Below are 25,751 nucleotides of genomic sequence, written 5' to 3' on the forward strand. Positions count from 1 at the left end.
CAGACGCGGCTCTGCGAAGATCTGCAAGCCGCCGATCGTCGCGGTGATGATCACGAAGATCAGGGTGGGACGGATCGTGGGAATCGTGATGGAGAAGAAGCGGCGAGCGGCACCGGCCCCGTCGAGGGCGGCGGACTCGTACAGGTCGCGCGGCACGGCCTGCATCGCGGCGAGCAGGATGAGGGCGTTGTAGCCCGTCCAGCGGAAGTTCACCATCACGGCGATCGCGATGTGCGACAGGGCGGTGTTGTGCTTCCACTCCTGGTCTGCGATGCCGATGAGGTTGAGCAGGTTGTTCGCCAGGCCGTCGGCCTCGTTGAAGATGCTCGAGAAGATGATGGCGACCGCGACAGGGGTGACCACGAACGGGATGAGCACGCTCATGCGCCAGAACGTCGGGGCGCGCAGCCCGCGGTCGAGGAGGTAGGCGATCACCAGCGCGACCGCGAGCTGGGGGATCGCGGAGAGCAGGAAGATGCTCAGGGTGTTGCCGATCGAGTTCCAGAACATGGCATCGCCGAGGATCTTGGCGAAGTTGCCGACGCCGACGAACTCCCCCTCGCCCTTGAGCAGGTCCCACTCGTGCACGGCCACCCAGACCGTGTAGAGCAGCGGGAACAGGCCGACCAGCCCGAACAGCAGGAAGAACGGCGAGATGTAGAAGTACGGCGAGGCGTTCTGGTCGAACCGGGAGAGGCGGTGGCGCCAGGAGCGTTTCGCCGGGGCGTCCGAGGTCGCGGATGCGGTGCGCTGCTGCTGCGCCGGCGGTGCGGTGAGAGTCATGAGGGTCCTTTGCCGGGGCTCCGACAGGCTCAGCCCCCCGATCTGCGGGGTCGCTGAGCCTGTCGGAGCGGAGATGATCAGCCGACGAGGTCGTTCAGCAGGCCAATGGCCTGGTCCCAGGCGCCCTGGGTGTCGGTGTCACCGCGGTCGAGGCTGCTGAGCGCCGGCCCGAAGACGTTCTCCTGGATGACCGAGTCGTCGGCGCCCTTGAACTGCGCGACGACTCCCTTGGCACGCTCGGCGAGGATCGCGCCGGTGGGAGCGTCGTTGAAGAACGCGTTCGGCGTCGCGTCGGCCGCGAGAGTCTCCTGCGCCTTGATCGTCGAGGGGAAGTTGCCCGCCGCAGCGGACTGCTTCACCTGCTGCTCGGGCTGGGTCAGCCAGTCGGCCAGCTCGGCCGCCGCCTCCTTGTGCTGCGACGACTCCGGGATCGACAGGAACGCGCCGCCCCAGTTGGCCGCACCTCCGGGGAACACGTCGGCGAAGTCCCATCCGGTCGATGCGTCACCGCCGCCGGCCTCGACCTGACCCTGCACCACACCGAGCATCCAGCCCGGGCAGACGAAGGTGGCGAAGGTGCCGTCGACGAACGACTTGCCGCCGTTCCAGTCCCAGGCCGTCTGCGCGGCCGACTGGCCGCCCTCGGTCGCGGCCCCGAGCTGCTCGAAGCGCTCTTTGAGCTCGGCGTTGTCCTCGACGTTCAGCTTGCCGTCGCTCGTGTAGTAGCCCTCGTCGAGCTGGTTCACCATGGCGTTCCAGACGAAGCCGGAGTGGTCGTACCAGGCCTTGCCGGTCTTCGCGGTGTAGTCGGCTCCGACCTTGAAGTAGTTCGCCCAGTCGCCGTTCAGCAGCTCGGCCACCGACTCGCGGTCGCTCGGGAGGCCGGCGGCCTCGAACGCGGCGCCGTTGTAGCAGATGCCGCTCGGGCCGATGTCGGTGCCGTAGCCGATCACGCGGCCCTCGGCGTCGGTGGCCTGGCCGTACTTCCAGTCGACCCAATCGTCCTTGCGGTCTTCGATGCCGTAGTCACGCAGGTCGACGAAGGTGTCCGAGACGTCCATGATCGCGCCGAGCCAGCCCTCTTCGATCGCGACGACGTCGCTGAGACCGGAGCCGGCAGCGATCTTGGTGAAGGCATCGGTGCGGGCGTTGCCGCCGGTGTCGATGTTCGTCGCCTCGATCTTCACATTCGGGTGCGCCTTCTCGTACTCCTTGTAGAGGTCTTCGTAGCCGAAGGTTCCGAACGTGGTCACGGTCAGTGTGACCTCTTCGTCGCCGTTCGCGTCACCGCTGCCGCCGTTGTCGCCGGAGCAGCCGGCGAGGGCGAGGGCGGATGCGGAGGCCACGGCGGCGATCGCGAGGATCCGGTGGCGGGCACGTGTGTTCACAGTTCACTCCTTTGTGGTGGTCGTGCGGTGTGGTGCTTCGGGACGCGTGGGAGCGCTCCCACGCGTTGAGCAGTCACTCTATGGGAGCGCTCCCACGCGTGTCAAGCCGCGCCGGTGCGGGCCCGGGGCCGTGCACAGCTCCTCAAGAATTCGCTCCTGGCACCGCCTCGGGCCCCTCGCGGGGAGCGGGGCCGGTGTTTCTGAGGAGTCGCGCACCGGCGGTACCCTTGGGCAGTGCCCGACGCCACCCTCTCCCCCGCCCTCGTCCGTGCCGAAGCCCTGATCCGCAACGTGCCGGACTACCCTCAGCCGGGCATCATCTTCCGCGACATCACGCCTCTTCTCGCCGATGCCGAGGCCCTCCGCGTGACGACGGAGGCGATCATCGAGCCCTTCGCCGGACAGTTCGACGTGATCGCGGGCATCGAGGCGCGCGGCTTCATCCTCGCCAGCGCCGCCGCCATCGCCGCAGGCGTCGGCCTGATCCCGATCCGCAAGGCCGGCAAGCTGCCCAGGCCCGCGGCGTCCGTCGACTATGCGCTCGAGTACGGCACCGCCACGATCGAGATGCACGACGACCTGCCCGCCGGCTCGCGGGTGCTGCTGATCGACGATGTGCTCGCGACCGGAGGAACTCTCGCCGCCGGTCGCGAACTGGTCGAGCGCCTCGGCAGCCACGTGATCGGCATCTCCGTGCTGTTCGAGATCGACGGCCTCGGCGGCCGCGAAGCGGTCGGCGACCTCCACACCGTCTTCCACTCCGCCTGACTCCTCCACGGCGCCGAGCGGATGCGGCGAGGGCAGTAGACTGGGTGCGCCCCTCCGCCCGCGACTCTTGGAGCCGTCATGCCCACCATCGTCGTCGACGTCATGCCCAAGCCCGAACTGCTCGACCCGCAGGGCAAAGCCGTCTCCGGCGCCTTCGCCCGTCTCGGCGTCGAGGGCTTCACCGACGTCCGCATCGGCAAGCGTTTCGAGCTCACCGTCGAGGGCGAGGTCACCGACGAGGTTCTCGCTGAGGCCAAGCGCATCGCCGACGAGGTGCTCTCCAACTCCGTGATCGAGGACGTCGTCGGCATCGAGGTCGCGGAGTGACCGTCCGCATCGGCGTCATCACCTTCCCGGGCTCGCTCGACGACCGCGACGCACAGCGCGCCGTCCGCATCGCCGGCGCCGAGCCCGTCGCCCTGTGGCACGGATCGCATGACCTCGAAGGCGTCGACGCGCTCGTCCTGCCGGGTGGTTTCAGCTACGGCGACTACCTCCGCGCCGGCGCGATCGCCGCGCTCTCGCCGATCATGAGCGAGGTCAAGGATGCTGCGGCCAAGGGCATGCCCGTGCTCGGCATCTGCAACGGCTTCCAGATGCTGGTCGAGGCGCACCTGCTGCCGGGCGGCCTGATCCGCAACAACCACCAGCACTTCGTGCGGCGCGACCAGAAGCTCACGGTCGAGAACTCCGACACCGCGTGGACCAATGCGTTCCGCACCGGGCAGGAGATCGTGATCCCGCTGAAGAACGCCGACGGCGGCTACATCGCCGACGAGCAGACGCTCGATCGCATCGAGGGCGATGGTCTGGTGGCGTTCCGCTACGCCGGGGTCAACCCGAACGGATCACTGCGCGACATCGCCGGCCTCACCAACGAAGCGGGCAACGTCGTCGGCCTGATGCCGCACCCCGAGCACGCCACCGAGGCCGGCTTCGGTCCCGACACCGCGGCCGCGATGCGCAGCGGAGTCGACGGTGTCGACTTCTTCACGAGCGCGATCGCCGCGGTCGCCCGCGTCGCCGCCTAGCCTCCGTACCGCGAATCGGACCGGCTCGACGCCGCCGACCGGTTCAGGTCGGTCTGTTCAGTCGACCGGAAGGGCGAACGGGTTGTCGCCGACCGCTGCGAGCAGGTACCAGGCGGTCGAGCCGGTGTGCAGGCTGGCGTAGTACAGGTCACCGAAACCGGAGTCGAGGCCGTCGCTCGACGTGGCGACGATCCCCTTGCCATCGCCGTTCGGTGCATCGCGCTGCGCAAGCCGGATACTGCTCAGAAGCGTCTCAGCACGGTCGCCGTCGCCGTCACGCAGCGTGAGTGCGAGCGCGAGGTGCCCACTGCCCTCGAACCACGCCTTGGACGTATCGACCTCACTGATCGACGGCCCCGTGTACGGACCATCCGTTGCCAGCAGGTTGGCGAGCGTCCAGTCGAGCGCCGCACCGTAGCGTGGGTCGCCCGTGGCGAGGGAGCTCCAGGTCTGGGCGTCCAGCGGGATCGGACGGGTGTTGATCGTCGAGCCGTCCAGGCCCGTGCCGGTGTTCACGTGGCCGTCTGCGCTCTGCATGGCGGCGACGAAGTCCGCGGCGACCGCCGCCCGATCAGTCCAGACCCGGGCGCCGGTGAGCTGGCCGAGCTGGGTGAAGAAGCCGGCGATGTCGCTGTTGTGCTCGGTGGACTTCCACGTCAGCGAAGTGCCGTCTTCGAGCTGACCGCCGGTGTAGCCGTAGGGCGCCCTGGTCATGTCCGCCGTGTGGTCCTGGATCCATTCACCGATCCGAACCGCGCCGTCGAGATATCGGGAGTCCCCTGTCGCGTGTGCGAGACGGGCGAGGGCCAGCCCGACCCAGGCCTGGTTTCCGGTGAAGGCGCCGGCTCCCGTGATCTCCACCCGCCCCTGACGGATGCCGTGCGGCTCGTACGACGCTCTGGTGCGCCCGTCGCCGATCGGATCGTTCTCCTGCACGAAGAGGAGGGCGTCGCCGATCGCCCGTGCGCGCCGGAGGTCGTCCGGAAGGCCGCGGGCGGTGTAGGCGATGATCACGAGGGCGTCGTCGTAGACGAAGGAGGGCGTGAAATCCCAGGTCGGAGTCGTGAAGAAGCCACCCTCGTAGCTTCGCGGCAGACAGCGGCCATCCCCGTCGCAGAACTCGTCGGTGCGCGCGTCCAGGAACTCGTACGCCAGCGCGACCGAGGCTGCCGGGTCCGCGACCGGGTCCGCCGGGGTGTCGGCTCGCGCCGCGAAGGCATCCGACACCGCAGGCGCAGCACCCACGAGCACGGCGCCGACGACGAGCGCGGCGACGGTCACCCAGGGGGCGGATCGGCGGGCAGAACCGGACATCGTGACCTCTCGAAGGCGACAGCCCCCGCGGGCGGGACGCACGGGTGACACGGGGGACGATGCGAAGCCTGTCATGACAGCGGTCGATCGGTGAAGTGTCTTTCGGCCATACTTCGCCACGGGATGACGATGCCCGCCTCTCGTAGCGCACGGGTCATCCCCGTGCAAGGCGTTTGCGCGATCCAGGCTCGGCGCTCAGCATGGTCACCCCGCCCCGAACAGCCTCGAAAGGATCGCCCATGTCCCGCGACCAGTACACCTTCACCGACCCGTCCGCGCTCTACTCCGACATCGAACCGCGGAAGCAGCACATGCCGGAGCCGGGACTCGACGCGGATCTCACCCCGCGCGCCGACCTGGGCGAGGAGTCCTACCGCGGCACCGGGCGCCTGACCGGACGCAAGGCCCTGATCACGGGCGGCGACTCCGGCATCGGCGCTGCCACCGCGATCGCGTTCGCCCGTGAGGGCGCCGATGTCGCGATCTCGTACCTGCCGCAGGAGGAAGAGGACGCGAGCCGGATCGCCGAGATCCTGCGGGAGGCCGGCGCGACGGTCGCCACCATCCCCGGCGACCTGCGCGACCCGGAGTACTGCCGTGCCCTCGTCGCCGAGGCGGTCGAGAAGCTGGGCGGCCTCGACGTCGTCGTCAACAACGGCGGCAAGCAGGTGTATCAGGAGTCGCTGACCGACATCACGGACGAGCAGTTCGACGACACCTTCAAGACCAACGTCTACGCGATGTTCTGGATCACCAAGGCGGCCCTGCCTCATCTCCCCGCGGGCTCGACGATCATCAACACCACGTCGATCCAGGCCTACTCGCCCTCCGGCATCCTGGTGGACTACGCCTCGACGAAGGCCACGATCAACGCCTTCTCCAAGGGCCTCGCGGAACAGCTCGCGCCGAAGGGCATCCGCGTGAACGCCGTAGCACCGGGGCCGATCTGGACGCCCCTGCAGCCCAGCGACGGACAGCCGCAGGACAAGCTCCCCGAGTTCGGGAAGGACACACCCCTCGGGCGCATGGGACAGCCGGCCGAGCTCGCTCCCGCATACGTGTTCCTCGCCTCGGCGGAGTCGAGCTACGTGGCCGGGGAGACCTTGAACGTGAACGGCGGCATGCCGACCCCGTGACGCTCAGGGCGATCAGGAGGCGAGGGCCGGCGGCCACACGCCGATGAGCAGTGCCATGACCACGACCGTGACCAGCTCATGCGCGATGTTGAGCGTGGTGAGTCGGGTCGATCGCCCCTCGAAAGCGTCATGGGTGATGAAGCGTGCGGCCGTGAACCCGGCCCACAGCGTGACCGCGGTGACGATCGTTCCCCAGAAGAAGGATCCGCCGTAGAAGTGCCAGGCGATCGACGAGGCACCGGCGAGGACCCAGGCCGTGATGAAGCTCACGATGACGGTGGTGACGATGGGCCACACCGCCGTCGCGGCAGGCCGGTCCATGTCGACGTTCGCGAGCTTCGACCAGCGTGTGCCGAACACCTTCGGCGCGTACCAGATCGAGCCGACGACCATGCTCGATGCGGTGGCCAGCAGGACCGCCCAGTAGTTGATCTCGGGAACCATGACAGCCTCCACTCGTCGGATGCCTCACCATACTCCCGGGGCGGGCGGAAGTGCGGGTGGCACCTGCATGATCCTGTGACGGATGCATGACTCGGACAGCCGGGACGCTCATGCACGCGGGGAACGGTCATGCAAACGGCCAGGGCGGTCCGGGGAAGTCGGGCACGCCGAACCGATTCGATCCCCGCCCTGGCATGAATGTAAGCGTTTGCACTAGCCTGTTCCCATGGCACAGCTTGAGCAGATCGCAGCCCCCGGTTCCGAGTGGTGGCGCAGCGCCGTCATCTACCAGATCTACCCCCGCTCCTTCGCGGACGCCTCGGGTGACGGCATCGGCGACCTGCCGGGCATCACGAGCCGGCTCGATGCCCTGCAGGAGCTCGGCGTCGACGCGATCTGGCTCAGTCCTTTCATGACGAGCCCGCAGCGCGACGCCGGCTACGACGTGGCCGACTACCGCGACGTCGACCCGCTGTTCGGCACGCTGGGCGACTTCGACGACATGCTCGAGGCTGCGCACGCCCGCGGCATCCGCGTGATCGTCGACCTCGTCCCCAACCACTCGTCCGACCAGCACCCCTGGTTCCAGGAGGCACTGAAGGCCGCACCTGGCAGCCCCGAGCGCGCGCGCTACATCTTCCGCGACGGCAAGGGCGAGAACGGCGAGCTCCCGCCGAACAACTGGGAGTCGGTGTTCGGCGGCGGCATGTGGCAGCGCGTGACCGAGGCCGACGGAACCCCCGGCCAGTGGTACCTGCACATCTTCGACGCGACGCAGCCCGACTTCGACTGGAACAACGAGGAGGTGCAGGAGGAGTTCCGCTCGATCCTGCGCTTCTGGCTCGACCGCGGTGTCGACGGCTTCCGTGTGGACGTGGCCCACGGCATGATCAAGACCGAGGGCCTGCCCGACTACACGCCCCCGACCGACGCGGACTCCATGGGCGGCGGCGAGTCGAACGTGCCGTACTGGGGCCAGGACGGCGTGCACGAGATCTACCGCGACTGGCACAAGGTGCTCGCCGAGTACGACGGCGACCGCGCCCTGTGCGGCGAGGCCTGGATGCCCACCCTCAAGCAGACCGCGCTCTGGGTGCGCCCGGACGAGATGCACCAGACCTTCAACTTCCCGTACCTGATGACGGAGTGGGACGCGAAGAAGCTCGGCGACGTGATCCGCGAGTCGCTGGACGCGTTCGGTGAGGTCGGCGCCCCGAGCACGTGGGTGCTGTCGAACCACGATGTGGTGCGCCACGCGACGCGCCTCGCACTCACCTCCGACAACCCCCAGGGCGAGGGCATCGGACCGAACACCCCTGACAAGCCGGACACCGCGACCGGACTGGCTCGCGCTCGCGCTGCGACGACCCTGATGCTGGCTCTGCCCGGTTCCTCCTACCTCTACCAGGGCGAAGAGCTCGGGCTGCCCGAGGCGATGGAGATCCCGGACGAGTACCGTCAGGACCCGACGTGGTTCCGCACGAACGGCGCACGCTACGGACGTGACGGATGCCGCGTGCCGCTGCCCTGGAACGCAGAGGCTCCGGCCTTCGGCTTCAACGACACCGGACTGTCGTGGCTTCCCCAGCCCGCCGACTGGGCGACCTACGCGCGCGACGTGGAAGAGGTCGACCCGGCGTCGACGCTCGCGCTGTACAAGCGCCTGCTGGCCGGACGGCGTGAGCACGGCTTCGGCAGCGGCTCTCTGGTGTGGGAGGACGCCGGTCCCGAGGCGGTCGCGTTCCGTCGTGGTGACGTGCACGTGGTCGCGAACCTCGGTACCGCCCCCGTCGAGCTGCCGGCCGACGCCTTGGTGTTGCTGCAGAGCCAGCCCTTCGAAGGAGCCGCGATCCCGGTCGACACGGCCGTCTGGTACACCACCGCGACCCACGCCTGACACCCTCCGGTCGCGGTTGTCGTCGCCCACGCCCGCGTGAAGCGACACACACCGCGACCGGAGCTTTTCGACAGAGGAACCATGGCCAGCATCGATGAGGTCGCCCGGCTCGCCGGAGTCTCCACCGCGACCGTCTCGCGCGCACTGAGCGGTCGCGGCCACGTGTCCGAATCCGCGAAGGAGAGGGTGCAGGCCGCAGCGCAGACTCTCGGCTACGTGGTGTCGTCCCGTGCGTCGAGCCTGGCATCGGGTCGCACCCGCAACGTCGGGGTCATCGTCCCGTTCCTCGACCGGTGGTTCTTCAGCACGGTGCTCTCCGGCGTCTCGGCCGCGCTGATGCGCGAGGGCTACGACATCACGCTGTACAACATCACCGCCGACAAGGACGTGCGCCGACACGTGTTCGACACCTTCCTGCGACGGCAGCGCGTGGACGCCGTGATCGCGGTGTCGATCGAGCTCGACGAGGACGAGACGCAGTACCTGCTCGACCTCGGACTCCCCGTGATCGCGATCGGCGGTCCGAACCCGAAGCTCGACACCATGACCGTCGATGACGTCGCCGTCGCGCAGTTGGCCACCGAGCATCTGATCAGCCTCGGCCACACCGACATCGCGCACATCGGAGCCAACCCCGAGTTCGACATCGACTTCCACATCCCGACCAACCGCCGTCTGGGCTTCGAGAAGGCACTCGCCACGGCAGGGATCCCGCTGAACCACGCCTTCCTCGAACCAGCCGACTTCACGGTGGAGGGCGGCTACCGGGCGGCGAAGCAGCTGCTCGGCAGGCCGGGCCCCCGCCCGACCGCGGTCTTCGCGGCGTCGGATGAGATGGCGATCGGGGCGATCCTCGCCGCGCGCGACCTCGGCTTCAACGTGCCGGAGGAGTTGTCGATCGTCGGCATCGACGGGCACGAGCTCGGCGAGTTCTTCCGCCTGACCACGGTCGATCAGTTCCCGCTCGGGCAGGGCGAGCGGGCAGCGGATGCGGTGCTTGCCAAGCTCGCCACCCCGGATGCCGTGCACATCCCGTCTGCACTTCCGTACGAGCTGAACGTGCGCGGGACGACGGCCCGCCTCCTGTAGGTCGAGGCGAGCCGTCGTCACCGATCAGCTCGCGACGATGAGGCCCTCGGTCGCCGTGCGAGCAGCCTCGAAGCGGCGCTGCACGTCAGGCCAGTTCACCAGGTTCCAGAACGCCTTGACGTAGTCGGCGCGCACGTTGAGGTAGTCGAGGTAGTAGGCGTGCTCCCAGACGTCGAGCTGCAGCAGCGGGGTGACGCCGAGCGGTGCGTTCCCCTGCTGGTCGAAGAGCTGGAAGATCACGGGGCGGGCGCCCACGCTGTCCCAGGCGAGCACGGCCCAGCCCGATCCCTGCACACCGAGCGCGGTCGCGGTGAAGTGCGCCCGGAACGCATCGATCGATCCGAATGCGTCGACGAGCGCGGCCTCGAGCTCGCCCTCCGGAGCGCCGCCGCCCTCGGGCGAGAGGTTCTGCCAGAAGACGGAGTGGTTGATGTGGCCGCCGAGGTTGAACGCGAGGTCCTTCTCGAGCTTGTTGACGTTCGCGAGGTCGCCGGCGCTGCGTGCGGTGGCGAGCTGCTCGAGCGCGGTGTTCGCGCCGGTCACGTACGCCTGGTGGTGCTTGGAGTGGTGCAGCTCCATGATCTTGCCGGAGATGTGCGGCTCGAGCGCGGAGTAGTCGTACGGGAGCTCGGGGAGCGTGTAGAGAGTGGACATTGTGCTTCCTTTCGATGGTGCTATCGGTGGGTGCGGATCAGTGCTCGGGGTCGTGCGGGAGCGAGTGGAATCGGCGGTCGAGGTAGACCAGAGGACGCCCGGACGGACCGGGCAGCACCTCGATGACCTCGGCGATGACCACGGTCGACGACCCCACTGCGACGGTCTCGATGGTGCGACACCGCAGCGCCGCCCTGGCCTCGGGGAGGTGCGGTTCTCCGGTCGGCAGCGTCGCCCACCCCTGCTCGGGGGTGAAGCGCTCGGAGCCGCTGACCGCGAAGCTCTGCGCAAGGTCGGAGTGCTCGTCGTCGATCAGATGCACCACGAAGGTGTCCGCTCCGAGGATCGCTCCCGCGGACCCCGTCGCCCTGGTCACGGAGAACACGATCGCCGCGGGGTCGACCGCCACCGAGGCGACGCTCGACGCCGTGAGGCCGACCGGCCCGTCCGGAGTGCTCGCGGTGATGATCGCGACGCCGGCGGGATGCGTGCGGAACGCGGCCTTGAGCCCTTCGCCGATCGGGGTGGGCACGGGTGTCGCGGTCATCGACCGGCCTCCATCATCTGTTCCTGCTTCGCATGCGTCAGCATTTCCTCGCGCTCGACGATCTTCGTCCGCTCACGGCCACGGGCTGCTCCCGCCCCACGCTCCGCGGCATCGATCCGCAGCCAGCCATCGAGGTCGACCGCGTGCGACAGGTGGGCGATCGGATCGTCGTCACGCGCTTCCAGCTCGACCGATCCGAGGTCGTCGACGACGTGGCCGATGGTCTGCGCGGCGTCCGACTTGGTCGAGCCGATGAGTCCGACCGGCCCGCGCTTGATCCAGCCCGTGGCGTACAGCCGGGGGATCGGGACGCCCTCCGCGTCGACGACTCGACCTTCGATGTGCGGCACGACTCCGAGCGTAGTGTCGAACGGCATCCCAGGCACGGGCGTCGATCGATATCCCACGGCACGGTAGACCGCTCCGACGTCGTAGTGCAGCAGCTCGCCGGTGCCGACCATGCGACCGAGCTCGTCTGACGCGGTGCGCTCCATCTCGATGCCGGTCACGGAGTCGGTCCCCAACAGCCGCACCGGGCGTTGCCGCAGGTGCAGGTGTATGCGGCGCGAGGCCGTGCGCGTCGCGGGGTCGACGGCGGCCCATTCGGTCATGGTGCGCACGATGATGCGCCGCTGCGAGAACTGCGCGACCATCCGCTCGGCGTGCTCGTCGAGAGCGAGTTCTTCGGGGTCGACGATCACATCGACGTCGTCCTGCTCGGCGAGCTCGCGCAACTCCATGGCCGAGAAGCGCACGTCGGCCGGTCCTCGCCGAGCGAAGAGGTGCACATCGCGCAACGGGCTGGCCACGAGCTGGTCGAGCACGGCATCAGGGGCGTCGGTGTGGGTCAGCGCCGAGGCGTGCTTGGCCAGGATCCTCGTGACATCCAGCGCCACGTTGCCGGCCCCGAGCACGGCGACCGACTCGGCGGCGAGCGGCCAGGTGCGCGGTGCATCGGGGTGCCCGTCGTACCAGGCCACGAAGTCGGCGGCGCCGAACGAGCCGGGGAGATCTATGCCGGGGATGTCGAGCGCGACGTCGAGGTCGGCACCCGTCGCCACGATCACTCCGTCGTATGCGGCACGCAGCTCGTCGATCTCGACGTCACGGGCGATCTCGACGTTGCACCGCAACCGGATGCGTGGGTTCACGAGCACCTCGTGCAGGGCGTCGGTGATCTTCCGGATGCGGGGATGGTCGGGCGCGACGCCGTAGCGGACGAGACCGTACGGCGCCGGGAGCTTCTCGAACAGGTCGATCGCTGCGGTGGGGACACGGTCGAGCAGGATGTCAGCGGCGTAGATGCCCGCAGGGCCCGCCCCCACGATGGCGATGCGCGGCTCCACGGGGGGTGATCCGGCGGCGGTCATGTGTGCTCCCCCTGGGGCGCGAGCGCGGCGATGATCGGGTGATCGAACGTCAGCGTGCCCGTCTTCGCGGCACCGCCGGGAGACCCGATCTCGTCGAAGAACTCGACGTTGGCCTTGTAATAGTCCTGCCACTCATCGGGCAGATCGTCTTCGTAGAAGATGGCCTCGACCGGGCACACCGGCTCGCAGGCGCCGCAGTCCACACACTCGTCGGGGTGGATGTAGAGCGAGCGTTCGCCCTCGTAGATGCAGTCGACAGGGCACTCGTCGATGCAGGCCTTGTCCTTCACATCGACGCACGGCAGGGCGATCACATAGGTCATCGCAGGGTCTTCGTTCGGGTCACGCTGTCCTCGTTCGGGTCGATCAGCCCTTGCCGGGCCACATGACTACCGTAAAACCTCAAGTACACTTGAGGTCAAATCGAAGGAAAGGCGGCCGGATGAGTCCGCATGCACCCGACGAACCGCTCACGATCGGCGAGATGACCCGACGCACGGGGGTCGCCGCTTCCGCGCTGCACTTCTACGAGGGCCTCGGCCTCATCGCGTCGACCCGCACGCCGGGCAACCAGCGCCGCTATGCACGGCACATGCTGCGCCGCGTCTCACTCATCACGGTCGCGAAGCGCCTCGGCATCCCGCTCTCCGACGTGCAGACGGCCTTCGCCGACGTGCCACTGACCGAGACCCCGAGCCACGAGGACTGGCAGCGGGCCTCCCGACGTTGGAAGCGCGAGCTGGAGAAACGCCGCGAAGGCATCGAACGGCTCGAACGCGAACTCACCGGATGCATCGGCTGCGGCTGCCTGTCGATGAAGGCCTGCGGCCTGCTCAACCCCGACGACGCGCTCGGCACTCAGGGCGCCGGCCCGCACCGCCTGCAGGACTGACCCACTCGCCTGCGAACGCCGCGAGACCCACTCCCGCCGCCGAGACCCATCGCCGCATGCGCCGGCGGGAGTGGGTCTGGGCGAGGAGAGTGGGTCTCGACAGGGAGCGGCTCAGCGCACCTCGAAGTCCGCGGAGAGCAGCACCTCGTCGCGGGAGCTCGGGCCCACCAGCAGCTCGAACGTGCCGGCCTCGACCAGACGCGTGCCCGCGGCGTCGACGATCGTGCAGTCGGACACCGGCAGCTCCAGGCGCACCCGCACGGACTCCCCCGGGGCGACGTCGACCTGACGGAAGGTCTTGAGCTCCTTGTCGGTCCAGCTCACGCTCGTCACCGAGTCGCGCACGTAGACCTGCACCGTCTCGCGTGCAGGCCGTTCCCCCGTGTTCGACACCGTGACGTGCCCGACGATCGTGTCGGACTCCGCCAGCGAGGTCTCCTCCAGCACGAGGTCGGAGTACTCCACGGTGGTGTACGACAGACCTTCTCCGAACGCCCAGGCGGGCGACTGCGTGAGGTCCGCGTAGCGGTCGCCGTGTTGTCCGCGGATCTGGTTGTAGTACGTCGGCTGCTGGCCTACGTGGCGGGCGAACGAGATCGGCAGGCGCCCAGACGGCTCTGCTGCCCCGGAGATGATGTCAGCCAGCGCGCGCCCACCCTGCATGCCGGGGTTCGCCGCCCAGATCACCGCTGCCGCCTTCGATGCGGACGCCGGGAGCACGAGCGGCTTCGAGGCGAGCAGCACGATCACGACGGGCTTCCCGGTCGCGATGAGCGCATCGATCAAGGCGTTCTGCCCGCCGATGAGCTCGAGGGTCGCAGTGGAGCGGCCCTCGCCGACGAGCTCGATCCGATCGCCCACGACCGCCACGACGACGTCCGAGTCGGATGCGGCCGAGACGGCCTCCGCGATCAGAGCGGCGTCGGGCTCGCAGGCCCTCACCACCGGCGGACGCGGCTGCTTGTCGGGGAAGAACGGACCCTGCGGATCTTCCTCGAGCGTGAGGATGTCGGCACCGCGGGCGTGGGTGACGCTCCAGCCGTCGATCGTCCGCAGGCCGTCGAGCACGGTCGTGATCATCTCGCGAGGCTGACCGTCGAGCCATCCCGCCTGACCGGAGCCGCCGGCCCAGTCGCCGAGCTGCGTCTGCGCGTCGTCGGCGAGGGGGCCGGTGACCGCGACCTTCAGCGCGGACGCGGGGTCGAGCGGCAGCACGCCGTCGTTCTCGAGCAGCACGAGCGAGCGGCGGGCGACCTCGAGGTTCAGTTCCGCGTGCTCCACGCTGCCCACCACGGTGTCGAGCGCGGTGCTAGGAAGGCGCGGGTTCTCGAAGAGCCCCAGCTCGAACTTCAGCGTAAGGATGCGGGCGGCGGCGGCGTCGAAGGCGTCCTCGGCGAGCATGCCCTTCGCCACGGCATCCAGCGCTCCCTCGAAGAAGCCGGGCGTGGTCATGATCATGTCGTTCCCAGCCCGCACGGCAGCCGCGGCCGCGTGCGTGATGTCGGGCTGGATCCGCTGCTCCCACACCATGCGACCGACGTTGTCCCAGTCGGTGATGAGCGTGCCGGTGTAGCCCCACTCGCCGCGCAGCACGTCGCTGAGCAGCCAGTCGTTGGTGGTGATCGGCACGCCGTCAGTGGTCTGGTAGCCGAGCATGAACGTGCGGCAGCCCTCGCGGGCGACGCGCTCGAACGGCGGCAGGAACCACGAGCGCAGCTTGCGGCGGGAGATGTCGGCCTCGCTCGCGTCGCGCCCGCCCTGGGTCTCGGAGTACCCGGCGAAGTGCTTGGCGGTCGCGAGGATGGCCGTGGGGTCGTCGAGTCCGTCACCCTGATAGCCGCGCACCATGGCCGAAGCCAGTTCGCCGATCAGGAACGGGTCTTCACCGAAGGTCTCGTCGATGCGACCCCAGCGCAGATCGCGGGCGATGCACAGCACGGGCGAGAACGTCCAGTGGATGCCGGTGACCGCGACCTCCTCGGCCGTCGCACGGGCGACGCGTTCGACGAGCGCGGAGTCCCACGACGCGGCCATGCCGAGCTGCGTCGGGTAGATCGTCGCCCCCGGCCAGAATGAGTGCCCGTGGATGCAGTCCTCCCCCACCAGGAGCGGGATGCGGAGCCGGGTCTGCGCCGTGAGCTCGTTCGCTCGCAGGATGCGCTCGGGCGAGGTGTGCAGGATCGAGCCCGCATGGCGCCGCGCGATGTGGTCGTCGATGTCGTCGCGAGCGTCGAGCTGAAGCATCTGCCCGACCTTCTCCTCCAGCGTCATGCGGCTGAGGAGGTCGGCCACGCGCTCGGGGATCGGGAGAGCGGGGTCCTGGTACGGGAGCTGCGTGGTCAGAGTCTGAGAGGTCATCACTTCGTGTTCTGGTTCGTGTTCGGTGTCGGGGTCGTCGAGGCGTCGCCGGGCCCGGAGAGGTCGGACGAGGTCGCCGACGTTACGGGATCGGGAGCCTTCTTCGGCAGGGGCACGCTGCGGACGGCGGTGACGGCGTCGTTCACGTTCAGCCCCTTCTTCTTCATCGCCCTGGCCCGCTCGCCCGCCGAGCGCAGTCGCGGGTTGACGTACTCGTCGATGCCGAAGTTGATGAGCGAGAGCGCGACGCCGATGATCGCGATGCAGAGCCCGGCCGGCACGTACCACCACCACAGTCGCGGGAACGCACCGTTCTGCTGCGCCCAGAACAGGATGGTCCCCCAGTTGAGGTTGCTCACCGGGATCACCCCGATGAAGGCCAGCGTCGTGAGACCGAGGATGGCCGCCGTCACGGTCCCGACGAAGCTCGAGGCGATGAGCGCCATGAGGTTCGGGAGCATCTCGACCGTGATGATGCGGCGCAGCGGCTCGCCGTTCGCGCGCGCGGCCTGGATGAAGTCGCGGTTGCGCAACGACATGGTCTGCGCGCGCAGCACCCGGGCGCCCCACGCCCACCCGGTTATCCCCAGCACCGCGGCGATCACGATCAGCGGCGGGTTCTCGAACTGCGAGGCGATGATGATGATCAGCGGGATGCCGGGGATCACCAGGAACACGTTGGTCAGCGCCGACAACGACTCGCTCTTCCAGCCGCGCACGTAGCCGGCGATCACACCGATCGTGATCGCGATGATCGTGGCGATGAAGGCCGCGAGGAATCCGACGACGATCACACCGCGGGTGCCGTAGATGATCTGGCTCAGCACGTCTTCGCCCATGTGCGTCGTGCCCAGCCAGTGCTCCCAGGAGGGCGGCTGACGCAGCGCCGTGCGGTCCTTCTGGGTCGGCCCGTACGGGGCGATCCACGGAGCGAGGATCGCGATGAGCACGAATACCCCGAGGATGATGAGCCCGGCGATCGACTTGGGGTTGCGGAACATCGCGAACGCCTGCGCGAGCTGCGACCAGAACGTCTTGCGCGGCGGCGCTCCCGTCGACGGGGTGCGCAGCGTGGCGGTCTCGGGCATGCCGGAGACAACGGCCGATCCGTCGGGCGCTGTGGTCGCTGCAGTGGTGGGAACGGTCATGTCAGGACTCCATCTGGCGCGTGCGCGGGTCGAGGTAGGCGTAGACGACATCGGCGAGGATGTTGGCCACGAGCACAGACAGCGTGATCACGAGGAACACGCCCTGCATGAGGGCGAAGTCCTTGGCGTTGGTCGCGTCGAGCAGCAGCTTGCCGACACCCGGATAGCTGAACACCATCTCCATCACGATCGTGCCGCCCACGATGAAGCCGATCGACAGCGCGAAGCTCTGGATCTGCGGCAGCACCGCGTTGCGAGCGGCATAGCCCCAGAGCACCCGCTTGTTGGGCATGCCCTTCGCCTGCGCGACCGTGATGTAGTCGTCGTCGAGCACCGTCAGCATCATGTTGCGCATGCCGAGCACCCATCCGCCGAGCGAGGCGACCACGATGGTCAGCGCCGGGAGCGTGCCGTGCATGATCACCTGGCCGATGAAGTCGAGACTCCATTCCGGCGACTGCCCCTTGTCGTAGGCATGCGATGACGGGAACCACTTCAGGGTCGAGGAGAAGATCGCGATCGCGATGAGTCCGAGCCAGAAGTACGGGATCGTGTTGAAGAACGTGGTCACCGGGATGATCGCGTCGAGCCTGCTGCCCCGCTTCCATCCGACGACGGCTCCGAGCAGCGTGCCGATCGCGAAGGAGATGATAGTCGCGATGCCGACCAGCCCGAGCGTCCAGGGCAGGGCGGCGGCGAGCACCTCGGCGACCGGCCGCAGGCCGTGCAGGGTCGAGATGCCGAGGTCGCCGCGCAGCAGCATCCCCCAGTACTCGAGGTACTGCTGCCAGATGGACTTGTCGGTGTCGATGCCGAGCAGCACGCGCAGCGCGTCTGCCGCCTCGGGGCTCACGTTGCGGTTGCGCGCGAGGTACGAGCTGACCGCGTCGCCCTTCATGAGGCGGGGCAGGAAGAAGTTGATCGTGATCGCCGCCCACAGTGTGAACAGGTAGAACGCCGCGCGACCGGCGAAGAAGCGCCACGGCACCGGCCGCCTGGTGCGCTCTGCCGTGGTCGCCGTGGTGCCGACCTCGAGGGCATCGCGGGCGACGAGGTCGTTGTCGTCGAGCTGGGGGAGAGCGGAGCTCACAGCGCGCCTCCGTTCGATGCCGCTGCAGCGAAGTGCTTCTCCGGATCGGGAGAGGCCGCGCGCAGCTCGCGGGTGTACGGGTCCTGCGGGTTGAGGATCACATCGTCGGCGGTTCCATACTCGACCACGCGCCCCTGGTTGAGGACCATGATCTCGTCGCTGAAGTGCCGGGCGGTCGCCAGGTCGTGCGTGATGTAGAGCACACCGAGTCCCTCTTCGCGCTGCAGATCGGCGAGCAGGTTCAGCACGCCGAGCCGGATGGAGACGTCGAGCATCGACACCGGCTCGTCGGCGACGAGGAGCGAGGGACGCGAGGCCAGGGCACGGGCGATGGCAACGCGCTGCCGTTGGCCGCCCGACAGCTCGTGGGGGCGGCGGTCGATCACCGCGTCCGCATCGAGGCGCACCCGGTCGAGGAGCCGACGCACCTCGTTCTCGGTCTCCTTCTTCGGCACCACGTCGTCGAGGCGGATCGGACGCTCCAGGTGGTAGCGGATCGAGTGGTACGGGTTGAGCGAGGCGAACGGGTCCTGGAACACCATGCGCAACTGCTGGCGGTACTTCCGCAGGCCCCTGCCGCGGCGCGGGATGGGCTTGCCGTCGAGCAGCACCTCGCCGCTGGTCGGGGTCTCGAGCTGGGTGAGGATCTTCGCGATCGTGGACTTGCCGCTGCCGGACTGGCCGACCAGGCCGATCGTCTGGCCGGACGTCAGGGTGAAGCTCACGTCGTCGAGGGCTTTGATCTGCCCGGCGCCTCGGACGTTGTACGCCTTCGTGACATTGCGGAACTCGAGGGTGGTCATCGCACCAGCACCCCTCTCTCCCCGGTGAGCCGGGGGAACGACGACAACAGGGTCTTCGTGTACTCGTGCTCCGGCTGCGTCCAGATGCGCTCTGCCGTATCGAGCTCGATGATCTCTCCTTCGCGCATGATCGCGATCCGGTCGCTGATCTCCAGCAGAAGCGGAAGGTCGTGGGTGATGAAGATCACCGAGAAGCCGAACTCGTGCCGCAGCTGAGAGATCTGCTTGAGGATCTCCCGCTGCACCAGCACGTCGAGCGCGGTCGTCGGCTCGTCCATGACCATCAGCTGCGGACGGAGCGCCAGGGCCATGGCGATCATGACGCGCTGGCGCATGCCGCCGGAGAGCTCGTGCGGGAAGGAGCGCACACGCTGACGGCCGACCTTGACGATCTCGAGCAGTTCCTCGGCCTCGGCACGCCGCTGCTTGCGGTTCATGTCGGGGCGGTGGATCTCGAACACGTCCTCCAGCTGCGAGCCGATCGTCGCGACGGGGTTTAGGGCGTTCATCGCGCCCTGGAACACCATCGACACCTTGTCCCAGCGGAATCGCTGCATCGCGTCGACGTCCAGGGCGTTGATGTCGATGTCGATGCCGGTCACGTCGTGGAAGGTCACGCTGCCGCCGGTGATGACGGCCGGAGCGCGCAGCAGGCGCTGCACCCCGTAGGCGAGCGTGGTCTTGCCGCATCCGCTCTCCCCGGCGAGGCCCAGGATCTCGCCGCGCTGCAGTTCGAGGGTCACGTTCTTCACCGCCTCGACGGGCGGATCGACGTCGTACACGACGGAGAAGTCGCGCACGGTGAGCAGGGGGTCTGGCATGGGGGTGTCCTTCGTGGGGGCGGGCCCTTCGACAGGCTCAGGGACCCAGATGGGTGGCTGAGCCTGTCGAAGTCCCGGCTGTGGGTGGCTGAGCCTGTCGAGGTCCTACTCGGCGGGCTTCAGCTTCGTGAGGATCTGCACGATGTTCGGCTGCGTCGGGTCGGCGGACGCGTAGGTGTCGTCCTCCGAAGGCCAGCCGACGTAGTTGCGCGTGTTGAACTCACCCAGCAGCGGGTGGGCGCCCAGCGGGATGGCCGGCACCTGCTCGGAGAAGATCGTCTGCAGCGTGTCGATGGCGGTGGTGCGCTCCTCGTCGGACGAGGCGTTCGCGTAGGTGTTCAGCGCGGCGGTCGCCTCCGGGTCGTCGAAGCGACCGAAGTTGAAGCCGGCCTTGCCCTCGGGGGAGATCCACCGCGGATCCATGGTCGAGGTGTAGAGGCCGTACGCCGTGCCGCTGTCCTCCAGCCAGTGGATGATCGCAGAGAACGTGCCGTTGTCGCGGGGATCGGCCCAGCCGCCCCAGTCGGGCATGTCGATCTTGACCTCGGCGCCGATGCTGTCCTTCACGTCCTCGGCGATGAGCTCCTGCGCCGTGTTCCAGTCGCTCCAGCCGGATGGGACGGAGAGCGTGAACGAGACGGGCGTGCCGTCGGGGTCGATCAGGGCGTCGTCCTTCCAGGTGTATCCGGCGGTCTCCAGCAGGTCACGCGCCTTCTCGGCGTCGACCTTGTAGTCGACTCCCTCGAACTCCGGCTGGATCTCGTCTTCGAGGATCGACGACAGTCCCGTCACGGACCAGACCGGCTCGCTGGCACCCTCGCGCGCGATGTCGACGTAGGCGTCGCGGTCGATCACCCAGGCGAGCGCCTGACGGAAGGCGGGGTCGTCGAACGGCTTCTGCTGCAGGTTCATGAACAGCGTGGCCGAGCCGGTGGTCGGGGAGGCGAGGAACTTGTTGTGCTCGGGGTCGGCCGAGAGGAACTGCTCCTCGATCTGCGGGATGAACGCCTGCGCCCAGTCGGCGTCGCCGTTCGCGAGGGCCGTGGTGAGGGCGGTGTTGTCACCGTACGAGACGTAGTGCAGCTCGGGCACGGCGAGGTCGCCGCCCCAGTAGTCGTCGCGCGCGTCGAGCGTGACCGACTCGGTCGACCAGTTCGCCATCGCGTAGGGGCCGGTGCCGACGAGGTCGTCGCCCTTGACGGGGTCGGTGGCCGGGTCCTCGAACTTCTCCCAGATGTGCTTGGGGACGATCGGCACGTGCAGCACGCGTGCCTGGTTGACGTACTTGGAGTCGCCGAAGCTCAGCACGACCTTGTCGCCGTCGACCTTGGCGCCCTCGTACTTGAGGCCGGCGGTGTCGAGGGCGGGGATCGAGGCGGTCTCGAACGAGAAGACGATGTCGTCGGCCGTGAACGGCTCGCCGTCGCTCCAGGTGACGTCCGCGCGCGGGACGACCGTGAGCTGCGTGTAGTCGTCGTTCCACTCGAGGCTCTCGGCGAGCCATGGCGTGGTACCGCGATCTCCCGTCTGGTTCACCAGGGCCAGGGTCTCGAACACGACCTTGGCGTAGCCGTACTTCGACGCGGCGGAGTCGCCGACGAACGGGTTGTTCGACTCGGTGGTGATCGCACCGTCGGGCTTCGCGATGGTGAGGGATGCGGATCCGGCGCCGTCGCCGGATCCACCGCCGGCCGAGCAGCCGGCGAGGGCCGACACACCGAGCGCGGTGATCGCGGTCGCGGCGATCAGAGACTTTCTGAGCTTCATTGCTTCTCCTAGGCACGGGTCTTTGTGCTGTGTCGCCGGCGAACGGGGGTCCGCCGGCCGTCGTGATTTGCTTACTGTCGAGAAAGTAAGCTTCCGTGAGGTTACCGAGTAGTAAGTTTGACCGCAAGCACAGTCCGACGATGGAGAGGAGGCCGCGGTGGCAGACAGCGACCAGACAGTGCGCGTGCGCCCGGCGACGCTCGAGAAACGCGAGCAGATCCTCAAGGCCGCGATCGAGATCTTCGGCAACAAGGGCTCGACCAACGGGACCCTGGCGGACGTCGCCGAGCAGGTCGGCATCACGCACGCCGGCGTGCTCCACCACTTCGGCTCGAAGCAGAAGCTCCTACTCGAGGTGCTCGCTTACCGAGACAGGGACGATGTCGCCGGCCTCGCCCAGAAGCACATCCCCGGGGGACCGGAACTGTTCCTGCACCTCGTGCGCACCGCCTTCACGAACGAGAAGCGGCCGGGCATCGTGCAGGCCTACACGGTGCTCTCGGCGGAGTCGGTCACCGACGAGCATCCCTCGCGCCCGTTCTTCGAGGAGAGGTACACGACACTGCGCCGCGAGGTCACGGCCGCGTTCGACGAGCTGTGCGCCCAGGAGGGCGTGCGCGACCCCGACTCAGTCGCTGCCGCCTCCGCCGCGATCCTCGCGGTGATGGACGGGCTGCAGCTGCAGTGGCTCCTGCACCCCGGGGCGATCGAACTGGGCGCGACCAGCGAGTTCGCGATCCGGGCGATCGTGAACGCCGTGCTGCACCCCGGCCCAGACCTCACGACCTACACATCCCCCGCCTGATCCCCCCCTACCCGCGGCACCGAGACTCATGCGCCGCGCCGAAACCCATCGAGCCAGACGCTTGTGACAGTGGGTCTGGGCGGCGACCATGGGTCTCGGCAACGCGGGGCTGCCCGGCTAGGCTCGGGCCATGACGATCGACCTCGAAGCGCTCTACATCGACCTGCACCAGCACCCCGAGCTCTCGTTCCAGGAGACGCGCACCGCCGGCATCGCCGCCCAGCACCTGCGCGACCTCGGCCTCGAGGTCGAAGAGGGGGTCGGCGTCACCGGCATCGTCGGTGTGCTCCGCAACGGCGAAGGTCCGGTGGTGTGGGTGCGCGCCGACATGGACGCGCTCCCCGTCGAGGAGCAGACCGGCCTGTCGTACGCCAGCACCGCGAAGGGCGTGGATCCCGCGGGTACGACGGTTCCCGTCATGCACGCGTGCGGCCACGACATGCACGTCACCGCGATGGTCGGCGCGGTCGAGAAGCTCGTCGCCGAGCGGTCCGACTGGTCGGGAACCCTCGTCGTGCTGATCCAGCCCGCCGAGGAGTACGGCGCCGGAGCGCGCGCGATGCTGGACGACGGGATCCTCGACCGCTACCCGAAACCCGACGTGGTGCTCGGTCAGCATGTGACTCCGCTCCCCGCCGGTGTGATCGGCGTGCGCAGCGGCACGCAGATGGCCGCCTCCGACGGACTCACCGTGACCCTGCACGGCCGCGGCGGACACGGCTCCCGCCCGCACGCCACGATCGACCCCGTCGTGATGGCCGCCGCCACCGTGATGCGTCTGCAGACCATCGCCTCACGCGAGATCGACCCGCAGGGCGTCGCCGTCGTGACCGTCGGGTCGATCCACGCGGGACTGAAGAACAACATCATCCCCGCCGAGGCGAAGCTCGAGCTCAGCCTGCGCTACCCGAACGAGGAGACGCGCGACAAGGTGCTCGCGAGTGTCGAGCGCATCGTGCGGGCCGAGGCCACGGCCTCCGGCGCCGAGCGGGAGCCCGAGATCCGCACCGACCACACGCTGCCCGCCACGATCAACGACGAGGATGCCACCGCCCGGGTCACCGCGGCGCTGCAGCGCGCCCTGGGCGAGGCGGCCGTGATCGACCCCGGCATGTTCACCGGCAGCGAGGACGTGTCATGGTTCGCCCGCGATGCCGGAGCACCCCTCGTGTTCTGGTTCTGGGGCGGTATCGACCCCGCCCGGTTCGCCGAGGCCGTCGCTGCGGGACGCCTGGGCGAGGACATCCCGACGAATCACTCGCCGTTCTTCGCGCCGGAGATCCACCCGACGATCGAGGTCGGCGTCACCGCACTGTCGGCCGCGGCCCGGGAGTTCCTCGCCTAAGGATCGGAAGGATCTGGTTCACGCGACTGCTCGCCGCTCCCGCAGGAAGACGTGCAGGCCGAGTGCGTTTCGCTTGCTCCGTTGCTCGACAAGGAGATGACGTCGCAGGAGGTTTGTCACACCGACGGGAATCGGGTCCATCGCGTTGGTCCGCTTGACGTCTTGCGAGCCGAAGCCGGCCAACAGCGTCATGGACCCGTCGTCCGTGTCCCTCACCTCGACGCGGGCATAGTCGGTGTCGAGGCGGATCAGTACTCGAGAGATCGACTCCCAGGGGAACGATCGCTCCGACCCGGCTCCGACGATTCGTAGCCCCTCGTCGTCCCACTCGATGACGTAGCGCTTCCTCCGCCAGGCGAAGATCCACAGCAGGGCGAGCACGATGACGATCCCCAGGCCGCCGGCGACCAGGACGACACCGGATCGGCCGAACATGACGTCGGTCTCCAGCGAGATGGCGATCAACGCCGCCGCGGCACCGCCTCCTCCCACGATGATGCAGCCGACGATGATCGCGACGAGCTGGATCATGGAGACTCGTGTCGCCCGGATCGTCAACCGGTACCCGTCGGTCCCCGGCCGGATCGTCTCCCACATCCGTTCACCCCTACATATCGAGAGAGCGTCGTCAGCTCGCTCTTCTTCGCTCAGCCGCCGATCGCGTTCATGCCGCGCGCGGGCTGCAGGAACGAGGGGTCGTCGATCGCGTGCCCCGGCAGCTTGCCATGCACGCACGAACGCAGCAGTGCGGCGATCTCATCCGCGCGTTGCCCCGGCGCGGAGGCCGACTCTCCGCGCAGCAGCCCGGTCAGGTCGTACTCGGCGAGCGAGAACAGGCAGTTGCGCAGTTGCCCGTCGGCGGTCAGCCGCAGACGATCGCAGGCGCCGCAGAACGGGGCGGTGACCGAGGCGATCACGCCGACCTCGTGCGGCCCGCCGTCGATCCGCCACTTCTCGGCGGGAGCGCCACCGCGGCCCTCGACCGGCTCGAGGTGCCAGCGTTCTCCCAGCGAGGCGAGGATCTCCTCGCGCGTGACCATCGAGGCGCGGTCCCAGGTGTGCCCGGCGTCCAGCGGCATCTGCTCGATGAATCGGAGCTGAGCGCCCACGCCCATCGCGAACTCCACGAGATCGACCAGCTCGTCGTCGTTCACGCCGCGCATGGCGACCGCGTTCAGCTTGAGGGGACGGAGGGACGAGGCCGCAGCCGCCTCGATACCCGCGAACACGTCGTCGAGGCGGTCGCGGCGGGTGAGGTCGGCGAAGCGCTGGCGGTCGACCGTGTCGATGCTGATGTTGAGGCGCGTGAGCCCGGCATCGATCAGGGCCGGGAGCTTCTGGGCGAGGCTGATGCCGTTGGTGGTCATCGCCACCTCGACAGGGCCCTCCTCCCCCTCGATGCGGGCGATGCGCCGCACGACGTCGACGATGTCGGTGCGCAGCAGCGGTTCGCCGCCGGTGAGACGGAAGGTGCGGATGCCGAGAGCTGCGGCGACCTCCGCCACCTCGACGATCTCGTCGGTGGAGAGGATGCTCGTGCGGGCGAGCCACTCGTTGCCCTGCTCGGGCATGCAGTACGTGCAGCGCAGCGAACAGCGATCGGTGAGGGAGATGCGCAGATCGCGATGCACACGGCCATGCGTGTCGACGAGACCTCCTGTGAGGCCGGCGGCATGCGATGCGGGCTCGGTGCGCGGCGCGCGCATGCCGATGACCACCGGCACGGCCGTCACGGTGCTCCCCCGCTCCCCGTCATGTTCCGAGACTAACCCCCGGAGCAGCGCGCGGGGGCGGCTCGGCGGCGACGACCGGCACATTGTCAGTGTTCCGCCCACGACCGCCCGGGGCGACGACTCAGCGCAGGGGAACGAACCGCACATGCTCGGGCTCGATCCGCAGCTGGACGGTCTCGCCGACGAGCAGTCCGGCGGCATCGGAGACAGAGAGGTCGACGACGCACGACCCGGTCTGCAGCCGGACGCCGGTGACCGTGGGTTCGAGCCGGTCGACCTCGGCGATCCATCCACCGCCGTCCGAGCCGTCGACCAACCGCACGTGCTCGGGGCGGAACACGGCGATCAGCGGCGTTCCATCGTCCTCGGCGAGCGCGCGCGAAGCGGGATCCGCGCTGGTCAGCCGCACCTCACCACCCCGCCACGCGCCCCCACTCGCGACGCCGACCAGGCGATTGACGCCGGCGATCGAGGCGACGAAGCCCGACGCGGGTGCCGACAGCACGTCGCGGACCGGCCCGCTCTGTGTGACCCCGCCTCCTGGTCGTCGAGTCGGGGCGGGTCACAC

At 68.6% G+C, this 25,751-nt stretch carries 26 protein-coding genes; 9 read left to right on the forward strand and 17 right to left on the reverse strand.

Annotated elements, in window-relative coordinates; translation table 11 throughout:
• Positions 1 to 783, reverse strand: a 783-nt coding sequence (locus AX744_RS00630) for a carbohydrate ABC transporter permease (RefSeq protein WP_061015102.1), incomplete at its 3' end; no start/stop codon positions are given.
• A gap of 77 nt (positions 784 to 860) precedes the next feature.
• Positions 861 to 2,171: an ABC transporter substrate-binding protein gene (locus tag AX744_RS00635; RefSeq protein ID WP_061015103.1), complete on the reverse strand. Its 1,311-nt coding sequence runs from the start codon at positions 2,169 to 2,171 to the stop codon at positions 861 to 863.
• Positions 2,172 to 2,405: 234 nt separating this feature from the next.
• On the opposite strand from AX744_RS00635, the gene AX744_RS00640 reads away from it, so the two are divergent.
• From AX744_RS00640 to purQ, 3 genes are all read left to right on the forward strand, one after another.
• Positions 2,406 to 2,939 (forward strand): adenine phosphoribosyltransferase, encoded by a 534-nt coding sequence (locus AX744_RS00640; protein ID WP_058631608.1) that lies wholly within the window; start codon positions 2,406 to 2,408, stop codon positions 2,937 to 2,939.
• 78 nt (positions 2,940 to 3,017) lie between these two features.
• On the forward strand, positions 3,018 to 3,266 hold the full coding sequence (gene purS / locus AX744_RS00645; protein WP_017831295.1) for a phosphoribosylformylglycinamidine synthase subunit PurS: 249 nt from the start codon (positions 3,018 to 3,020) through the stop codon (positions 3,264 to 3,266).
• Positions 3,263 to 3,970: a phosphoribosylformylglycinamidine synthase subunit PurQ gene (purQ, locus tag AX744_RS00650; protein WP_061015104.1), complete on the forward strand. Its 708-nt coding sequence runs from the start codon at positions 3,263 to 3,265 to the stop codon at positions 3,968 to 3,970. Before purS ends, purQ begins: the two co-directional genes overlap by 4 nt.
• Before the next feature lie 57 nt (positions 3,971 to 4,027).
• On the opposite strand, the gene AX744_RS00655 is transcribed toward purQ, so the two are convergent.
• The gene (locus AX744_RS00655; protein ID WP_061015105.1) at positions 4,028 to 5,284 is read right to left on the reverse strand and encodes a hypothetical protein; all 1,257 of its coding nucleotides are present in this window, start codon (positions 5,282 to 5,284) and stop codon (positions 4,028 to 4,030) included.
• Positions 5,285 to 5,523: 239 nt separating this feature from the next.
• Here AX744_RS00655 and AX744_RS00660 point away from each other — a divergent pair, with 239 nt between their 5' ends.
• A complete protein-coding gene (locus AX744_RS00660; RefSeq protein WP_061015106.1) occupies positions 5,524 to 6,420 on the forward strand; it encodes an SDR family oxidoreductase in 897 nt (298 codons plus the stop codon).
• Positions 6,421 to 6,432: 12 nt separating this feature from the next.
• On the opposite strand, the gene AX744_RS00665 is transcribed toward AX744_RS00660, so the two are convergent.
• The gene (locus tag AX744_RS00665; protein ID WP_046746813.1) at positions 6,433 to 6,864 is read right to left on the reverse strand and encodes a DUF1761 domain-containing protein; all 432 of its coding nucleotides are present in this window, start codon (positions 6,862 to 6,864) and stop codon (positions 6,433 to 6,435) included.
• Between the two features lie 226 nt (positions 6,865 to 7,090).
• Here AX744_RS00665 and AX744_RS00670 point away from each other — a divergent pair, with 226 nt between their 5' ends.
• Together AX744_RS00670 and AX744_RS00675 are read left to right on the forward strand one after the other, a co-directional pair.
• A complete protein-coding gene (locus tag AX744_RS00670; protein WP_046746812.1) occupies positions 7,091 to 8,761 on the forward strand; it encodes a glycoside hydrolase family 13 protein in 1,671 nt (556 codons plus the stop codon).
• Positions 8,762 to 8,842: 81 nt separating this feature from the next.
• A complete protein-coding gene (locus tag AX744_RS00675) occupies positions 8,843 to 9,850 on the forward strand; it encodes a LacI family DNA-binding transcriptional regulator (protein ID WP_058631606.1) in 1,008 nt (335 codons plus the stop codon).
• Between the two features lie 24 nt (positions 9,851 to 9,874).
• On the opposite strand, the gene AX744_RS00680 is transcribed toward AX744_RS00675, so the two are convergent.
• From AX744_RS00680 to fdxA, 4 genes are read right to left on the reverse strand one after another with little or no spacing between them, the layout of a single operon-like run.
• Positions 9,875 to 10,504 (reverse strand): superoxide dismutase, encoded by a 630-nt coding sequence (locus AX744_RS00680; protein ID WP_058631605.1) that lies wholly within the window; start codon positions 10,502 to 10,504, stop codon positions 9,875 to 9,877.
• Between the two features lie 37 nt (positions 10,505 to 10,541).
• A complete protein-coding gene (locus AX744_RS00685) occupies positions 10,542 to 11,051 on the reverse strand; it encodes a flavin reductase family protein (protein WP_046746807.1) in 510 nt (169 codons plus the stop codon).
• Entirely contained in the window at positions 11,048 to 12,421 is a 1,374-nt protein-coding gene (locus AX744_RS00690) for an FAD-dependent oxidoreductase (protein ID WP_061015107.1), read from the reverse strand. The genes AX744_RS00685 and AX744_RS00690 overlap by 4 nt, the downstream gene beginning before the upstream one ends.
• The gene (gene fdxA / locus AX744_RS00695) at positions 12,418 to 12,744 is read right to left on the reverse strand and encodes a ferredoxin (protein WP_061015108.1); all 327 of its coding nucleotides are present in this window, start codon (positions 12,742 to 12,744) and stop codon (positions 12,418 to 12,420) included. The genes AX744_RS00690 and fdxA overlap by 4 nt, the downstream gene beginning before the upstream one ends.
• A gap of 119 nt (positions 12,745 to 12,863) precedes the next feature.
• On the opposite strand from fdxA, the gene soxR reads away from it, so the two are divergent.
• Complete coding sequence (soxR, locus tag AX744_RS00700) at positions 12,864 to 13,313, forward strand: redox-sensitive transcriptional activator SoxR (protein ID WP_082108542.1); 450 nt, start codon at positions 12,864 to 12,866, stop codon at positions 13,311 to 13,313.
• Positions 13,314 to 13,424: 111 nt separating this feature from the next.
• Here soxR and AX744_RS00705 read toward each other — a convergent pair whose 3' ends face one another.
• The 6 genes from AX744_RS00705 to AX744_RS00730 all read right to left on the reverse strand — a co-directional run bounded on the left by AX744_RS00705 (position 13,425) and on the right by AX744_RS00730 (position 21,300).
• Positions 13,425 to 15,671 (reverse strand): glycoside hydrolase family 3 N-terminal domain-containing protein, encoded by a 2,247-nt coding sequence (locus AX744_RS00705; RefSeq protein ID WP_061015109.1) that lies wholly within the window; start codon positions 15,669 to 15,671, stop codon positions 13,425 to 13,427.
• The gene (locus AX744_RS00710) at positions 15,671 to 16,819 is read right to left on the reverse strand and encodes an ABC transporter permease (RefSeq protein ID WP_061015110.1); all 1,149 of its coding nucleotides are present in this window, start codon (positions 16,817 to 16,819) and stop codon (positions 15,671 to 15,673) included. The genes AX744_RS00705 and AX744_RS00710 overlap by 1 nt, the downstream gene beginning before the upstream one ends.
• A 1-nt stretch (position 16,820) precedes the next feature.
• Complete coding sequence (locus AX744_RS00715) at positions 16,821 to 17,909, reverse strand: ABC transporter permease (RefSeq protein WP_046746803.1); 1,089 nt, start codon at positions 17,907 to 17,909, stop codon at positions 16,821 to 16,823.
• On the reverse strand, positions 17,906 to 18,712 hold the full coding sequence (locus AX744_RS00720) for an ABC transporter ATP-binding protein (RefSeq protein WP_046746802.1): 807 nt from the start codon (positions 18,710 to 18,712) through the stop codon (positions 17,906 to 17,908). The genes AX744_RS00715 and AX744_RS00720 overlap by 4 nt, the downstream gene beginning before the upstream one ends.
• Positions 18,709 to 19,533, reverse strand: a complete 825-nt coding sequence (locus tag AX744_RS00725; protein ID WP_061015111.1) for an ABC transporter ATP-binding protein — start codon at positions 19,531 to 19,533, stop codon at positions 18,709 to 18,711. Before AX744_RS00725 ends, AX744_RS00720 begins: the two co-directional genes overlap by 4 nt.
• Positions 19,534 to 19,638: 105 nt before the next feature.
• On the reverse strand, positions 19,639 to 21,300 hold the full coding sequence (locus AX744_RS00730; protein ID WP_061015112.1) for an ABC transporter substrate-binding protein: 1,662 nt from the start codon (positions 21,298 to 21,300) through the stop codon (positions 19,639 to 19,641).
• A 157-nt stretch (positions 21,301 to 21,457) separates the two neighbouring features.
• Here AX744_RS00730 and AX744_RS00735 point away from each other — a divergent pair, with 157 nt between their 5' ends.
• Both AX744_RS00735 and AX744_RS00740 read left to right on the forward strand, forming a co-directional pair.
• A complete protein-coding gene (locus AX744_RS00735; protein WP_058631994.1) occupies positions 21,458 to 22,105 on the forward strand; it encodes a TetR/AcrR family transcriptional regulator in 648 nt (215 codons plus the stop codon).
• A gap of 130 nt (positions 22,106 to 22,235) precedes the next feature.
• Complete coding sequence (locus AX744_RS00740; RefSeq protein ID WP_061015113.1) at positions 22,236 to 23,450, forward strand: amidohydrolase; 1,215 nt, start codon at positions 22,236 to 22,238, stop codon at positions 23,448 to 23,450.
• A gap of 18 nt (positions 23,451 to 23,468) precedes the next feature.
• Here the strand turns inward: AX744_RS00740 and AX744_RS00745 are convergent, their stop codons facing one another.
• The 3 genes from AX744_RS00745 to AX744_RS00755 all read right to left on the reverse strand — a co-directional run bounded on the left by AX744_RS00745 (position 23,469) and on the right by AX744_RS00755 (position 25,688).
• Positions 23,469 to 23,981 (reverse strand): PH domain-containing protein, encoded by a 513-nt coding sequence (locus tag AX744_RS00745; RefSeq protein ID WP_058631996.1) that lies wholly within the window; start codon positions 23,979 to 23,981, stop codon positions 23,469 to 23,471.
• A 116-nt stretch (positions 23,982 to 24,097) separates the two neighbouring features.
• The gene (gene moaA, locus AX744_RS00750) at positions 24,098 to 25,183 is read right to left on the reverse strand and encodes a GTP 3',8-cyclase MoaA (RefSeq protein ID WP_371861872.1); all 1,086 of its coding nucleotides are present in this window, start codon (positions 25,181 to 25,183) and stop codon (positions 24,098 to 24,100) included.
• A gap of 121 nt (positions 25,184 to 25,304) precedes the next feature.
• Positions 25,305 to 25,688, reverse strand: coding sequence for a hypothetical protein (locus tag AX744_RS00755; protein WP_061015114.1), 384 nt, complete (start codon positions 25,686 to 25,688; stop codon positions 25,305 to 25,307).
• Positions 25,689 to 25,751: the final 63 nt, after the last annotated feature.

Source organism: Microbacterium sp. CCH5-D1, assembly GCF_001557335.1.
Classification (GTDB): Bacteria; Actinomycetota; Actinomycetes; order Actinomycetales; family Microbacteriaceae; genus Microbacterium; species Microbacterium oxydans.

What these genes read in the sequence shown, in the direction of transcription:
- purS (WP_017831295.1), top strand. Translation starts at nt 3,018, where the DNA reads ATGCCCACCATCGTCGTCGACGTCATGCCCAAGCCCGAACTGCTCGAC.
- AX744_RS00655 (WP_061015105.1), bottom strand. Translation starts at nt 5,284, where the DNA reads ATGTCCGGTTCTGCCCGCCGATCCGCCCCCTGGGTGACCGTCGCCGCG.
- AX744_RS00660 (WP_061015106.1), top strand. Translation starts at nt 5,524, where the DNA reads ATGTCCCGCGACCAGTACACCTTCACCGACCCGTCCGCGCTCTACTCC.
- AX744_RS00665 (WP_046746813.1), bottom strand. Translation starts at nt 6,864, where the DNA reads ATGGTTCCCGAGATCAACTACTGGGCGGTCCTGCTGGCCACCGCATCG.
- AX744_RS00670 (WP_046746812.1), top strand. Translation starts at nt 7,091, where the DNA reads ATGGCACAGCTTGAGCAGATCGCAGCCCCCGGTTCCGAGTGGTGGCGC.
- AX744_RS00675 (WP_058631606.1), top strand. Translation starts at nt 8,843, where the DNA reads ATGGCCAGCATCGATGAGGTCGCCCGGCTCGCCGGAGTCTCCACCGCG.
- AX744_RS00680 (WP_058631605.1), bottom strand. Translation starts at nt 10,504, where the DNA reads ATGTCCACTCTCTACACGCTCCCCGAGCTCCCGTACGACTACTCCGCG.
- AX744_RS00685 (WP_046746807.1), bottom strand. Translation starts at nt 11,051, where the DNA reads ATGACCGCGACACCCGTGCCCACCCCGATCGGCGAAGGGCTCAAGGCC.
- AX744_RS00690 (WP_061015107.1), bottom strand. Translation starts at nt 12,421, where the DNA reads ATGACCGCCGCCGGATCACCCCCCGTGGAGCCGCGCATCGCCATCGTG.
- fdxA (WP_061015108.1), bottom strand. Translation starts at nt 12,744, where the DNA reads ATGACCTATGTGATCGCCCTGCCGTGCGTCGATGTGAAGGACAAGGCC.
- soxR (WP_082108542.1), top strand. Translation starts at nt 12,864, where the DNA reads ATGAGTCCGCATGCACCCGACGAACCGCTCACGATCGGCGAGATGACC.
- AX744_RS00705 (WP_061015109.1), bottom strand. Translation starts at nt 15,671, where the DNA reads ATGACCTCTCAGACTCTGACCACGCAGCTCCCGTACCAGGACCCCGCT.
- AX744_RS00710 (WP_061015110.1), bottom strand. Translation starts at nt 16,819, where the DNA reads ATGACCGTTCCCACCACTGCAGCGACCACAGCGCCCGACGGATCGGCC.
- AX744_RS00720 (WP_046746802.1), bottom strand. Translation starts at nt 18,712, where the DNA reads ATGACCACCCTCGAGTTCCGCAATGTCACGAAGGCGTACAACGTCCGA.
- AX744_RS00725 (WP_061015111.1), bottom strand. Translation starts at nt 19,533, where the DNA reads ATGCCAGACCCCCTGCTCACCGTGCGCGACTTCTCCGTCGTGTACGAC.
- AX744_RS00730 (WP_061015112.1), bottom strand. Translation starts at nt 21,300, where the DNA reads ATGAAGCTCAGAAAGTCTCTGATCGCCGCGACCGCGATCACCGCGCTC.
- AX744_RS00740 (WP_061015113.1), top strand. Translation starts at nt 22,236, where the DNA reads ATGACGATCGACCTCGAAGCGCTCTACATCGACCTGCACCAGCACCCC.
- AX744_RS00745 (WP_058631996.1), bottom strand. Translation starts at nt 23,981, where the DNA reads ATGATCCAGCTCGTCGCGATCATCGTCGGCTGCATCATCGTGGGAGGA.